Here is a 13,019-nt window from a genome sequence, read left to right on the forward strand (position 1 = left end):
GGATCGTGTGATACTGGGTCTGACGGGGCCATATATCACACATATGTCGAAAGTCATATGCGGACGTTCAAGGCCCCTCCCGAGACTTGCCGGCAAACAAGAAGCAAGACAGGGGGATGATCCGCAACCCGGTGCCGCAAGGTGACTGGGGCCCGCTCGAAGCGACCTGCACCAGGCCGTCAGTTGCGCGCGCCTCAAAATCACCAAAATGGTGCATACATGTGCGTTCGTCGCCCAATGCTTGCGAAGTCGTCACACGTTGTAGTGACAGACTTCTATAGTCGGCGCTTGAATTGATCGCGCTCAGACCTCTTTGGGCGCTCATCGGACCCTGGAACGCCATGTCTGCTGCTCGCGCCCTTGATGATCTCGCCTCCGTCGCAGTTCCGCCCAGCCCGGCACCGACTGTCTCGCAGGAACCACAAACTCCGCTAAAACGTGACCTCGTGGCCGGCCTGGAAAAGGGCTTGGCCGTGATCGAAGCCTTCGATCAGGAACGCCCCCGCCTCACCATCAGCGAGGTGGCCGCCCGCACCGGACTGACCCGTGCGGCCGCCCGCCGCTACTTGCTGACCTTGAGCTACCTGGGTTTCGTCTCCCAGGATCGCAAGATGTTCGCCCTCACACCCAAGGTGCTTCGCCTGGGCCAGAGCTACATGCATTCGGCTCGCCTGCCCCGCATCGTGGAACCCGAGCTGCACAAGCTGGCCTTTGCACTGAAGGAAGCCAGCGCCGCCGGCGTTCTGGACGGCAATGACGTGATCTGCATCGCCGCCACCAGCGCCGGCCGCGTGCTCTCCCAGCACCTGCAGTCCGGCGGGCGTGTGCCGGCCTACTGCTCCGCCAACGGTCGCGCCCTGCTGGCCGCGCTCGCCCCCGAGGATGCCGACGCCTGGATCGCCCGCCAGACGCTGGAGCCGGTCACCCCCCACACCATCACCAACCCGGACCGCCTGCGCACCGAGGTCGCCCGCGCCCGAGCCCTGGGCTACGCCTGCGTGGACCAGGAGCTGGAACTGGGCCTGCGCACCCTGGCCGTGCCCCTGAAGAACTACCGGGGCGACGTGGTCGCGGCGCTCAACATCTCCATCCACGCCTCGCGCATGAGCATGGAGCAACTGGTCGAGCACGCACTGCCTCCCCTGCTTCAGGCGCAGCAGCACCTGCGCATGCTGCTCTGAACGGGTCACCGCCCTGGAAAAAGCCGCCTCAAGGGCGGCTTTTCCTTTGCAGTGGCCGACGCTCAGTCAGCCCACAGGCGATGCCGCAGCAGCGGGCTGACGCGGTAGCGCTCATTGCGGCAGGCCTCGAACAGCGCATCCAGGGTCTGAACCACCCGGGCGACGCTCAGCTGCGCCAGCCACTCGAAAGGCCCGGCTGGGTAGTTGACACCCAGCTTCATGGCCTGGTCGGCGGCGGCCTCGTCGCAGACGCCTTGCCAGACGGTATCGGCACCTTCGTTGACCAGCATGGCCAGGGTGCGGGCGACCACCAGGCCCGGCGCATCCCGCAGCACCAGGGGCGCCCAGCCCAGGGCGGCGAAGAGCTGCAGTGCCTGGGCCCGACCGGACTCGCTGCAGCGCGGGGCGAAGGCCAGGGCCAGGGCCTCGGTGCGCGGGCCCTGCACGGGCCAGTCGATCACGGCCAGCTCGGCATGGGCGGCCTGCTGAGCAAGCTCGGCGGCACAGCGGCCGTCGCTCAGGCGCAGCTGAAGCTCGCCCAGAGCCAGGCCCGCCCATACAGCCTGCGCCTGGCGCTGGAAGGCGACACCCGCCGCCTGCAGTGCCTGTGCCAGACCATCAACCAGCAGGCCCTCGCCCAGCAGTTGCACTGTCGGCAAGTCCTCGGCCCCTTGGCGCTCGACCGGCGCCGGAGCAGCGGGCACGCCCTCGTAGAAGCCCTTGCCGACCTTGCGGCCCAGGCGTCCGCCATCCACCAGAGCCTTCTGGACCAGGGAGGGCATGTAGCGCTTGTCGCCGAAGTTGGCCTCGAAGACGGACTGGGTCACCAGGAAATTGGTGTCGTGCCCGATCAGGTCCATCAGCTCGCAGGGGCCCATGCGAAAGCCCACCGAGCGCAGGGCTCGGTCCAGCTGCGCCGGCGTACCGGCCTGTTCCAGCAACAGGGCCAGGGTCTCGGCGTAGTAAGGGCGGGCAATGCGGTTGACGATGAAGCCCGGCGTCGATTTCGCATGCACGGGCGACTTGCCCCAGCGCCGCGAGAGTTCGTAGATGGCATCGGCCACCGAGGCCTGCGTCTCCGCCCCGGAGACCACCTCCACCAGCTTCATCAACGGCACGGGATTGAAGAAGTGCATGCCCACCAGCCGCCCAGGGCGCTGCAGGCCGTTGGCCAGCGCGGTGATGCTGATCGAGGACGTATTGGAGGCGATCAAGGCATCCGGCGGCAGCAGGGCGTCCAGCTCGCGCAGCAGGGCCTGCTTGGGCTCCAGCTTCTCGATGATGACCTCGACCACCAGGGCGGCGCCAGCCAGATCGGCCATGGCAGACACGGGGTGGATGCGCGCCAGCACGGCCTCCCGCTCGGTCGCGTCCATGCGGCCCTTGACCACCAGACCCTCCAAGGCTTTGGCGATCTGGGCATGCGCCGCCGCGGCTGCGCCTTCGCGGACGTCCATCAGCCGCACCGGATGGCCGGCCTGGGCTGCCACCTGGGCGATGCCGGCCCCCATTACTCCCGCGCCGATCACGCCGACCAGGGCCTCGGCGGCCGGCTTGCTTGCCACCGCCCATTGAAGGACCTCGCTCATGCGCCCTCCCCCTGCGGCACCCAGGCTGCCGGCCGCTTGGCCATGAAGGCAGCGAAGCCCTCACGCGCCTCCTCGCCCACGCGCACGCGGGAAATGGTCTGGGCGGTCAGCTCGCGCACCTCCTCGGTCACCGCGCCGACGGCCAGTTGGCCCAGCAACTGCTTGATCTCGGCCTGGGCCTGCGGGCCGTTGGCCAGCAGCTCGGTCAGCCAGCGCTCCAGGGCCTCGTCCAGGGCGTCGGGTGCCGCGACCTCGTGCACCAGCCCCAGAGCCAGCGCCTCGCTGGCGGGGATGCGGCTGCCGGTCAGCGCCAGACGGCGGGCCTGGCGGCTGCCCACGGCATTGACCACATAGGGGCCGATCACGGCGGGCAGGATGCCGAAGCGTGCCTCGCTCACCGCAAAGCGGGCGTCCAGGCTGGCCACCGCGATATCGCAGGCCGCCGTCAGGCCGACGCCACCGCCCAGGGCCACGCCCTGCACACGTGCGATGGTGGGTTTGGGGCAGGACTGGATGCGGTACAGCATGGCCGCGAAGCGCCGCGCGTCCTGCAGATTCCATTCCTGGCTGGCCTGGGCGGCGCGCTGCATCCACTGGATGTCAGCACCGGCGCTGAAAGCCTTGCCTGCGCCGGCCAGCACGATGACGCGGACCTTGGGGTCGGCGGTGAGGCGCTCGAAGGCCTGGTCCAGCTCGCCGATCATCTGCTCGTTGAAGGCGTTGAACACCTCCGGACGGGTCATGGTGACGCGCGCCACGCCGCGAGCGTCCACCGCAATATGCAATGTCTCCACCGTGAAACTCCTTGTAATGAGCGAAGTATCGCAGCGTCGCCGCCCGCGCTCCGATGGGGGCAGAATTCCGCCATGAGCACGCCGAGCCCCCAGCCGCCGAGCCCGCCCTTCCTCCAGCCTCTGGTGCTGGACGGCGAGACCCTGCACATCGAATCGCAATGGCTGGGCGACGCACAGGCTGCGAGCCAGCCCTTGCTGGTCTTCCTGCACGAGGGTCTGGGCTCGCTGAGCCAATGGCGGGACTTCCCTGCGCGGCTGTGCGAAGCTCTGCAACTGCCCGGCCTCGTGTTCTCACGCCCGGGCTATGGCCGGAGCACGCCGCGCACGGCCCCCTGGCCGCCGGACTATCTTCAACGCCAGGCCCGCGGTCTGCTGCCGGCCTGCTTCGAGGCCTTCGGGCTGTCCAATCGCCCGCTGCTGCTCTTTGGACACAGCGATGGCGCCAGTCTTGCCCTGCTCTACGCGGCTCATTCGCCGCAGCAGCTGCGGGGCCTGGTGGCGATGGCGCCGCATCTCTTCGTGGAGCCCATCACCCTGCTGGGCCTGCATGCCGCCAGGACGGCCTACGAGCAGGGCGGCACCCTGCGCACGGCCCTGGCCCGCCACCACGCCGACACTGATTCGGCCTTCTACGGCTGGAACGACGCCTGGCTGCGGCCAGGCTTCGAGGACTGGAACATCGAGGCGGAGCTGGAAGGCCGGCTGCAGTGCCCTGTGCTGGCGATCCAGGGCGTGCAGGACGAGTACGGCAGCCTGCGCCAGATTGAGGCCATCGCCAAACTGCACGCCGACACGCGGTTGCTGGCCCTGCCCGACTGCGGCCACAGCCCGCACAAGGACCAACCCGAGCGGCTGATCTCCCACATGCAGGACTGGCTGGCCAGCCTGGCCTGAGCCGCCCCGGCCCGGCATCGATCGCAGCCAGCGACCGTTCACGTCACCACGACGTCAGTTCGTCGCAGGCACCTGGAAGCCCGGGCCGCCACCGCGCACACTCCTCTCATCGACAAAGCCATGAGGCCTGCCAACACCGAAACGCCACAGAGGACATGCCATGAAAGCCGCCACCAAGACCCTGCTCACCGCCCTTCTTGCCATCGCCAGCGCCGCGTCCCTGACGCTCGCCCAGGCCGATGCCACCGGTGGTCAGCCTTGCCTGGGTGCGCCGGCCATGCAACTGCCCTCGCTGAGCCTGGCTCAGGCCACGCCAGCCCAGGATGCCGCGCCGCAGGCCTGATCTGCGGCCCACGAAGCGTCCCGATCAAGGGCAGGCGGCCCTACCGCCGCCGCCCTCCCTTGTCCTCCCTTGAGCCCGGCCCTGCCGGGCGCTTTTTTTTGTGCGTCCCATGAAAAAGGCCGCCCGCAGGCGGCCTTGGCTGTACGGCGGGATGCCGGCCCGGCTTACCAGATGCGGATCCGCTCCTCGCTGGGCTTGAACATCTTGTCGCCCTGCTTGGTGCCAAAGGCCTGGTGGAAGCCGTCATGGTTGATGGCCGCACCGTTGGCACGGTACTCGCCAGGCGAGTGCGGATCGATCACCAGCAGCTGCAGCAGGCGCTGCTCGCGGGCCTTCACGCGCCAGGACTGCGACCAGCCCAGGAAGAAGCGCTGTTCGCCGCTGTAGCCGCCGATCGCGGGTGCGGGCTGACCGGCCAGCGAGCGCTGGTAGGCCTTGAAGGCGATCTGCAGGCCGGACAGGTCGGCAATGTTCTCACCCAGGGTCAACTGGCCGTTGACGTGCTTGCCAGGAATGGGCTCGTAGCCGTTGTACTGAGTGACCAACTGGGCAGTGATGGCGTCGAAGGCCTTGCGGTCTTCAGGGGTCCACCAGTTGCGCAGCACGCCGTCGCCGTCGAACTGGCTGCCCTGGTCGTCGAAACCGTGGCTGATCTCGTGGCCGATCACCGCACCGATGGCGCCGTAGTTCACGGCATCGTCGGCGTTCATGTCGAAGAACGGCGGCTGCAGGATGGCGGCCGGGAACACGATCTCGTTCTGAGAGGGGTTGTAGTAGGCATTGACGGTCTGCGGCGTCATGCCCCAATCCTTGCGGTCCACGGGTTTGTCGGCCTTGGCGGCCATGCGCAGCCACTCGTTGCGGCCGGCACGCTGGTTGTTGCCCAGCGCGTCACCGGCTTTCACGACCAGGCGGCTGTAGTCGCGCCAGGTCTCGGGGTAGCCGATCTTGGTCATGTACTTGGACAGCTTGTCCTGGGCCTGGACCTTGGTGGCCGGCGACATCCAGCTCAGCCCATCGATCGAGTCCTTGTAGGCCGCCAGCAGGTTGGCCACCAGCTTCTCCATGCGGGCCTTGGCCTCGGGCGGGAAGTGGCGCGCCACATAGATCTGGCCGATGGCCTCGCCCAGGGCGCCATTGACCTCGGCCACGCCCTTCTGCCAGCGCGGCAGCTCAGCCTTCTGGCCGGACAGGGCCCGGCCATGGAAGGCGAAGGAGGCGTCACGCAGGGCCTTGGGCAGCACGCCGGCGTAGCTGTCCAGGGTGCGGGCCTTCAGATAGAGCTTCCAGTCGGCCAGCGGCGCCTCGGCCAGCAACTTGGCGATGCCTTGCACGGCGCTGGGCTGCATGAGGGACACGGTGTCCAGCTTGGGCAGGCCGGCGGCCTGGAACAGGGCGGCCCAGTCCAGCTGCGGCGCCTGGCTGGCCAGCTCGGTCACGCTGAGCGGGTTGTAGGTCTTGACCGGGTCGCGGTTCTCGACATTGCTCCAGTGCAGCTGGGCAATCTTCTCTTCCAGGGCGTAGATGCGCTGGGCGGCGGTGGCGGCGTTCTTCTCGCCCGCGAAGCCGGCCAGCTGCTGCAGATAGACCAGGTAGGCCTTGCGGGCCTCGCCCATGCGGGCATCGTCCTTCAGCAGGTAGTAGTCGCGGTCGGGCAGGCCCAGGCCGGCCTGGAACAGGGTCAGGCGGTTCTCCTGGGGCTTCTTGGCGTCGGCATCGACGTACATGGCGAAGGGCGTGGCCACCTCGCCTTGCACCTGGCCGATCCAGCGGGTCAGCTCAGCGACAGACTTCAGGCCGTCGATGGCCTTCAGCTGTGGCTGCACGGGCTTGAACCCGGCGCGGTCGATGGCAGCGGTATCGATGAAGGCGGCGTAGTAGGTGCCGATCTTGAATTCATTGCTGCCGGCGGCCTGCTTGCCCTTGGCCAGCTCCTCGACGATGGTCCGCACGCGGGCGTCCGACATGTCGCGCAGTTGGACGAAGGTGCCGAAGGAGGACTTGTCCGCCGGGATCTCGGTGCGGCCGAGCCAGCCGCCATTGGCGGCCAGGAACAGGTCGTCCTGGGCTCGCACGGCAGGGTCGTAGTTGGGCAGGTCGAGCCCGTGGTTGTGGGGAGCGGCAAAGACGGCACCGGCCAGCTGGATCATCAGCGCCAGGGCGCCCAGTTTGAAGGTCGACTTCATGGACTCTCTCTCAGCCCCTTCGCGCTCCTGACGCTCGAGGCCCGTTGTAGATCTTGGGAATGGACGAAAGGGCGAAAGCATACGTGCTCCGCTGCGCCCGCCTAAAAGTCAGTCACCCGTGAAAGCCCTAGCCAAGGGCCCTGAACCCCGCAGGCACGGGCCGGGTCAGCCCGGACATGGGCGGTCCGGCATGGCCTTCGACACTGTGCGGGGCCGGGCGCCGGCCGCACCATGCGGCACACGACTCTTCATCTGAACGACTCTTCATCTGAACAAGGCGCCGGCCATGTCCTTCCCCACCCTGCTGCTATGGCTGCTGCTGGCCCTGGTCTGCTGGCCGCTGGCCCTGCTGGCGCTGCTGCTGTGGCCCGTGGTCTGGCTGCTGTTGCTGCCGTTTCGCATCCTGGGCTTCGCCGTCGGGGGCGGCCTGGCCCTGATACAGGCCCTGTTCTACCTGCCGGCGCGGCTGCTGGGCTGGCGCGGCTGATCAGGCGGGCACCTGGCCATCCACCACCATCAACGTGGTGTCGCAGCGGCGGGCGAGGTCGGGATTGTGGGTCACGAAGAGCACGGCCGTGCCGTGGTCCCGATTGACCTGGCGCAGCAGCTCGAAGACGGCGTCGGCGCTCTTGCTGTCCAGGTTGCCCGTGGGCTCGTCGGCCAGCAACAGCGCGGGCTGCATGGCCAGGGCGCGCGCCACCGCCACGCGCTGCTGCTGGCCGCCGGACAGGCGCGCCGCCGGCGTGTCCTTCCAGCGGCTCAGGCCCACGCTGTCCAGCAGGCTCAGGGCGCGCTGCTCGATCGAGGCGTCCGGGAAGCCCTTGAGGCCGACCATGGGCAGCATCACGTTCTCCAGCGCGCTGAAGGCACCGATCAGGTGGTGGTACTGGAAGACGAAGCCGATGGTGTGCCCGCGCAGCCGGGTCAGCGCGGCGTCGTCCATGGCCGTGGTCTCCCGGCCCTGGATCAGCAGCTGCCCCTGCGTCGGCCGGTCCAGCAGGCCCACGATATTGAGCAGCGTGCTCTTGCCCGAGCCTGACGGGCCCATGACAGCTGAGAACTGGCCGGGCATCAGGCGCAGATCGATGCCGTGCAGCACCTCCACCTCGGTCGGCTGGCCCACATTGAAGGACTTGCGCACCTGGCGCAGCTCCACGACAGGGGTCATCGAGTCATCCACGGATGGCCACCACGGGGTCGAGGCGCGCCGCGCGCAGGGCCGGCGCCAGGGCGGCCAGCAAGCCGGTCAGCGTGGCCAGGCCCAGGGCTGTCAGGTAGAGGCTGGGGTCGAAGCTGATGGTGAACATGGGGCTGCCGTCCGGCGTCTTGGCGTAGCCCAGCCACAGTTTCAGCGCGCCCGAGCCGACGACGCATCCGATCAAGGCTCCGCCCAGGCCCAGCAGGCCGCCCTGCAGCAGGAAGACCCGCATGACCTGACCCCGCGAGATGCCCATGGCGCGCAGGATGCCGATCTCCTTGGACCTCTGCACCACCGAAACCACCAGCACGCTCGCGATCCCGAAGGCCACCGACAGGCCCACGAAGAAGCGGATCGCCGTATTGGCCGTGCTCTGCGACTGCACGGCGCTGAAGAACTGCGCATTGGACTTGATCCAGCTGTCCGCCTGCACTGGGGCAAGGGCGGCGATGTGCTGCGCCACGCGCTCGGCCGCATAGACATCGTGCACCGTGAGGTCGATGCTGGTCACGCCGCCGGCGTAGCCCAGCAGGCTCTGCGCACTGTGCAGGGAGACGAAGCCGCTGCGCTGGTTGGCGCCCTTGTTGCCCAGGTCCAGGATGCCGGCGATCTCGAAGGTGTTGGCCGCACCGCTGGCGGCACTGACCCGCAGCTTGTCGCCCACGGCCAGGCCGAGGTCGTTGGCCAGCTCGATGCCAATGAGAATGTCCGTGGCGCCCAGGCGGGCCTGGCCCTTCGCGATCTTGTCGCTGAGGCTCACGATGCGGTCGTAGTGCTCCAGCTCCACGCCGTTGAGGCTCAGGGCGCGGCTGGTGTCGCCGCGCTGTATCAGGGTCGAGCCGCTGACCGTCGGCGACACCACCTTCACCTCCGCCATGGCCCGCAACTGCACCAGCAGGGTTTGCCACTGGTCGATGGACTTGAGCCGCTGCAGCGGCGCCTGCGTGGTGGTGGCGAAGGCCGCATCGCCGTCCGGATGCAGCACGCGGACTTGCTCCTTGGGCGGCAGCAACTGCACATGGGGCTGGGCCGTCAGTACCCGGCGCACGAGATTGGCCTGCAGCCCGGCCAGCAGGGCCGACATGAAGACGATCACCGCCACGCCGATGGATACGCCCACAATGATGAAGAGGCTCTGCATGCGCCCCTCACGCAGAAAGCGGGCCGCGACGATCCACTCGAAGGGCTGCCAGCGCGCCAGGGCCATGTTCAGACCCCGCGCAAGTGTTGGCCAGGCTTCCAGCGTGGGTCCGGCGCCAGCAGCACGCGCTCGCCGGCCTTGAGCCCCTGCTGCACCTCTGCCACGCCGCCGGCCCGCAGGCCCAGGCGCAGCTCACGCCGCTGCAGCCGGTCGTCAGCATCCAGGATCCAGACCCAGGGCTGCGGCGAATCGGCCTGCAGCACGGCCTCCATGGGCAGGCTCAGGGCCTGGGAACGGCGCGCCACCTCGATCTCCACCGAGACCGTCATGTCCTGGCGCAGATAGGCCGGCGGCTTCGGGACCGCCAGCTTGACCTCCACCGAGCCGCGCTGCGCGTCCACGCCCGGACTGATCTCGCTGACCTTGGCCTCGAAGCGCTGCTCCGCGTATGCGTCTGCCGAGGCCAGGGCCGGCTGGCCCGGCTGCAGCAGACCCAGGTTGCGTTCATCGATCTGGGCGACGAGTTCGCTGGCACCGCTGGGCGCCAGCAGCAGCAGTACCTTGCCCGCTTGCACCACCTGGCCCGGCTCCACGCTGCGGTTGACGATGACGCCGGCCACCGGCGCCTTGAGGCTCATGTAGTCCAGCCGCGCCCGGGCCGCGAGGGCACTGGCGCGGGCCTGCGCCAACGTGCTGCGCGCCAAGGCCAGGTCCGCACCTTGCGGATCGCCGGACTGGCGCTGCAGCGTGGCCGCGCGGCCTTGTGCCTCGGCCACCTGCAGGGCGCGACTGGCCTCGTCCAGGGCCGCCTGGCCGATGAAGCCCTGGCGGAACAGATCCATCTGGCGCGCATGCTGGGCCCGGATCTGGGCCAGGTTGGCCTGCGCCTGGCGTTCGGCCTCGCGGGCCGCAGGCGCCTGCACCTCCTGCAACTGACGCAGCCGGGCCTCAGCCTGCTGCACGGCCAGTTCCGCCGCCTGCCAGTTGGCCTGCGCCTCGCTGGACTCCAAGCTCAGCAGCAGCTGCCCAGCCTGCACCCTCTGCCCTTCCTCGACCAGGACCTGGCGCACCGTGCCGGTCAGCTGGGCTCCCAGCTCCACGCGATGCGGTGCCTGCACCCGCGCACTGGCCACCACCGTGCGCACCAGATCGCGTGGCTGCAGCTGCTGCCATCGCGCGGCCGGGCCTTCCCAGCTGCGCCAAGCCCAGGCCAGCGACAGCAGGGCCAGGGCAGCCGTGGGCAGCGTGACTTTCCAACTCCAGCGCATGTGAGGCCACTTCCGTTCGAAACGGTGATGCGGACATTGTCGAAACGAGCAGGCGGCTCAAGGCTTGATAGAGCTCAAGCCCCGCCCCGTGCCAACGTAAAGAAATGCGGCCATCCCGCCAAGGCTTGCGGCATCATGGCCCGATCGCGCGGCAGGCCGCTGCCCGCGCGGCTTGAACCAGCGCTTACAGTTGGCAGCCCGATATGGGCCAGACTTGCGGTGGCGGCTAGACGCCCCGAGCTGTTGAGGAGGGTCACACTTGCATAGCATGCGCGAGCCATCAAGCCCTGCGGCAGGACCAGCGCCGGGGACCGCGAGCCTCAAGCTGCCCGCCCTCGCCCGGCAATGGCTGGACCAGCTGCCAGAGCTGGTCTGGCTGGCCAATGCCCAAGGTCAGCTCAGCGCCTGCGGCGCGCCCCTTCTCGCCTACGTGGGGCGGCCTGAACCCGAGCTGGTCGCCCAGGGCTGGCGCTGCTTCATGCCGGCCGAGGAGCTGGCCACCCTGGCCCAGGCCTGGCCGACGCGCTCAGCGCTCAACGTCGATCTGCGTCTTCGCAACGCCCAGGGTGAGCTGCGCTGGCACCTGTGTCTGGCCCGCCCCCTGCTGGACGCCGACGGCAGCCTGCAGGGTTGGATGGGCTCCTTCATCGACATTGACGCCCGCAAGCGCAGCGAGACCCAGCTGCGCGAGACCGACGCCGTCTGGAAGCTGGCCCTGGAGAGCACAGGGGACGGCGTCTGGGACTGGCGCATCGACGAAGGCATCGAGACCTTCTCGCCGCGCTACCTGCAGATGTACGGCTACGACCCCGAGGAGATCGCCGAGCGGCCCGAGTCCTTCGACAACCTGACCCATCCCGACGACGTGCCCGGCATGGAGCGCGACCGCCTGGAGCATTTCGAGGGCCGCACGCCGGCCTACGTCAACGAGCACCGCGTGCGCTGCAAGGACGGCAGCTGGAAATGGGTGCTGAGCCGCGGCATGGTCATCGCCCGCGACGACCTCGGCCGCCCGCTGCGCATGGTGGGCACGCACACCGACATCACGGCCCGCAAGGAAGCCGAGGTGCTGATCTGGCAGCAGGCCAACTTCGACCCGCTCACCGGCCTGCCCAACCGACGCATGCTGCGCGACCGCCTGGAGCGCGCCATCCGCCGCGCCCGCGAACAGGGCACGCAGCTGGCCGTGCTGTTCATCGATCTGGATCACTTCAAGGAGGTCAACGACACCCTGGGCCATGGCAAGGGCGACCAGCTGCTGCAGCAGGCCGCGCAGCGCATACGCGACAGCGTGCGGCCCGCCGACGTGGTCGCCCGCATGGGTGGCGACGAGTTCACCGTGCTGCTGAGCCCCGTCTCGGGACACGAGGAGATTGAGTCCATCGTGCAGCTGCTGATCGAGCGCGTGGCCAGCCCCTTCCGGCTCGAGGGCGAGCGAGCCTTCGTCTCGGCCAGCGTGGGCATCAGCCTGTTCCCGGACGACGGCGAGCACATCGAGGCCCTGTTCAAGCATGCCGACCAGGCGCTGTACGTGGCCAAGGACGCCGGCCGCAACCGCTACGCCTACTTCACCCCCGCCTTGCAGCGCGCGGCCCTGAACCGTATGCGCCTGGGCAACGACCTGCGCGACGCGCTGGCGGCCGAGCACCTGCAGGTGGTCTACCAGCCCATCGTGGACCTGCGCCGCGGCCATGTCTGCAAGGCCGAGGCCCTGGTGCGCTGGCACCATCCGGAGCGCGGGACCGTGTCGCCGGCCGAATTCATCCCCATCGCCGAGAGCAGCGGGCTGATCCTGGAGATCGGCGAGTGGGTGTTCCGCCAAGCCGTGCGCGACGTGCAGCGCTGGCGGGCCGAGATCGATGAGCAGTTCCAGGTCAGCGTCAACAAGTCGCCGGTGCAGTTCCACAGCGAATCCGGCATGCATACGCGATGGCTGCGCCAGGTCGTGGAGGCAGGACTGCCGGGGGATGCGGTGTCCCTGGAGATCACCGAAGGCCTGCTGCTGAAGGGGGGAGACAGTGCCAGCCAGCAGCTGATGGCGCTGCGGCGCGCGGGTTTCAGCGTCGCGCTGGATGATTTCGGGACAGGCTATTCCTCGCTGTCCTACCTGCAGCACTACGAGATCGACTGCATCAAGATCGATCGGGCCTTCGTGCACGAGCTGGAGCCCGGCAGCAAGGCCCTGGCTCTGTGCAAGGCCATCATCACCATGGCCCACGAGCTGGGCATGAGCGTGGTGGCGGAAGGCGTGGAGACGGCCCTCCAGCGGGACCTGCTGGTCGGCATCGATTGCGACCTGGGGCAGGGCTTCTTCTTTGCGCGACCCATGCCGGCCCAGGCACTGGAAGAGCTGCTGAGACTGCAGCGGGGGGCGCAAGACCTGACCCCGGAGTGAGGCGCCGCGGCGCCTGCCACCCACAAAGCC

The 13,019-nt window shown here is 68.7% G+C and carries 11 protein-coding genes; 5 read left to right on the forward strand and 6 right to left on the reverse strand.

Going from position 1 to position 13,019, the window contains the following annotated elements:
* The first annotated feature begins 341 nt into the window (after positions 1-341).
* A complete protein-coding gene (locus H5407_RS15870) occupies positions 342-1,181 on the forward strand; it encodes an IclR family transcriptional regulator C-terminal domain-containing protein (protein ID WP_183105442.1) in 840 nt (279 codons plus the stop codon).
* Positions 1,182-1,243: 62 nt separating this feature from the next.
* On the opposite strand, the gene H5407_RS15875 is transcribed toward H5407_RS15870, so the two are convergent.
* Both H5407_RS15875 and H5407_RS15880 read right to left on the reverse strand, forming a co-directional pair.
* Entirely contained in the window at positions 1,244-2,770 is a 1,527-nt protein-coding gene (locus H5407_RS15875) for a 3-hydroxyacyl-CoA dehydrogenase (protein WP_183105443.1), read from the reverse strand.
* The gene (locus H5407_RS15880) at positions 2,767-3,564 is read right to left on the reverse strand and encodes an enoyl-CoA hydratase-related protein (protein WP_183105444.1); all 798 of its coding nucleotides are present in this window, start codon (positions 3,562-3,564) and stop codon (positions 2,767-2,769) included. The genes H5407_RS15875 and H5407_RS15880 overlap by 4 nt, the downstream gene beginning before the upstream one ends.
* A gap of 72 nt (positions 3,565-3,636) precedes the next feature.
* Between H5407_RS15880 and H5407_RS15885 the strand changes: the two genes are divergently transcribed.
* On the forward strand, positions 3,637-4,458 hold the full coding sequence (locus H5407_RS15885) for an alpha/beta fold hydrolase (RefSeq protein ID WP_183105445.1): 822 nt from the start codon (positions 3,637-3,639) through the stop codon (positions 4,456-4,458).
* Positions 4,459-4,618: 160 nt separating this feature from the next.
* On the forward strand, positions 4,619-4,801 hold the full coding sequence (locus H5407_RS15890; protein WP_183105446.1) for a hypothetical protein: 183 nt from the start codon (positions 4,619-4,621) through the stop codon (positions 4,799-4,801).
* A gap of 164 nt (positions 4,802-4,965) precedes the next feature.
* Here the strand turns inward: H5407_RS15890 and H5407_RS15895 are convergent, their stop codons facing one another.
* Positions 4,966-6,987, reverse strand: a complete 2,022-nt coding sequence (locus H5407_RS15895; RefSeq protein WP_183105447.1) for a M13 family metallopeptidase — start codon at positions 6,985-6,987, stop codon at positions 4,966-4,968.
* A gap of 286 nt (positions 6,988-7,273) precedes the next feature.
* Between H5407_RS15895 and H5407_RS15900 the strand changes: the two genes are divergently transcribed.
* The gene (locus H5407_RS15900; RefSeq protein ID WP_183105448.1) at positions 7,274-7,474 is read left to right on the forward strand and encodes a hypothetical protein; all 201 of its coding nucleotides are present in this window, start codon (positions 7,274-7,276) and stop codon (positions 7,472-7,474) included.
* On the opposite strand, the gene H5407_RS15905 is transcribed toward H5407_RS15900, so the two are convergent.
* From H5407_RS15905 to H5407_RS15915, 3 genes are read right to left on the reverse strand one after another with little or no spacing between them, the layout of a single operon-like run.
* Positions 7,475-8,155 (reverse strand): ABC transporter ATP-binding protein, encoded by a 681-nt coding sequence (locus tag H5407_RS15905; protein ID WP_183105449.1) that lies wholly within the window; start codon positions 8,153-8,155, stop codon positions 7,475-7,477.
* Between the two features lie 4 nt (positions 8,156-8,159).
* Positions 8,160-9,392, reverse strand: coding sequence for an ABC transporter permease (locus tag H5407_RS15910; protein WP_220800637.1), 1,233 nt, complete (start codon positions 9,390-9,392; stop codon positions 8,160-8,162).
* A gap of 2 nt (positions 9,393-9,394) precedes the next feature.
* Positions 9,395-10,594, reverse strand: a complete 1,200-nt coding sequence (locus tag H5407_RS15915) for an efflux RND transporter periplasmic adaptor subunit (protein ID WP_183105450.1) — start codon at positions 10,592-10,594, stop codon at positions 9,395-9,397.
* 268 nt (positions 10,595-10,862) lie between these two features.
* On the opposite strand from H5407_RS15915, the gene H5407_RS15920 reads away from it, so the two are divergent.
* On the forward strand, positions 10,863-12,989 hold the full coding sequence (locus H5407_RS15920) for a bifunctional diguanylate cyclase/phosphodiesterase (protein ID WP_255501277.1): 2,127 nt from the start codon (positions 10,863-10,865) through the stop codon (positions 12,987-12,989).
* Positions 12,990-13,019: the final 30 nt, after the last annotated feature.

Origin of the sequence: Mitsuaria sp. WAJ17 (genome assembly GCF_014174515.1) — a bacterium.
In the GTDB taxonomy this organism is placed as follows: Bacteria; Pseudomonadota; Gammaproteobacteria; order Burkholderiales; family Burkholderiaceae_C; genus Roseateles_B.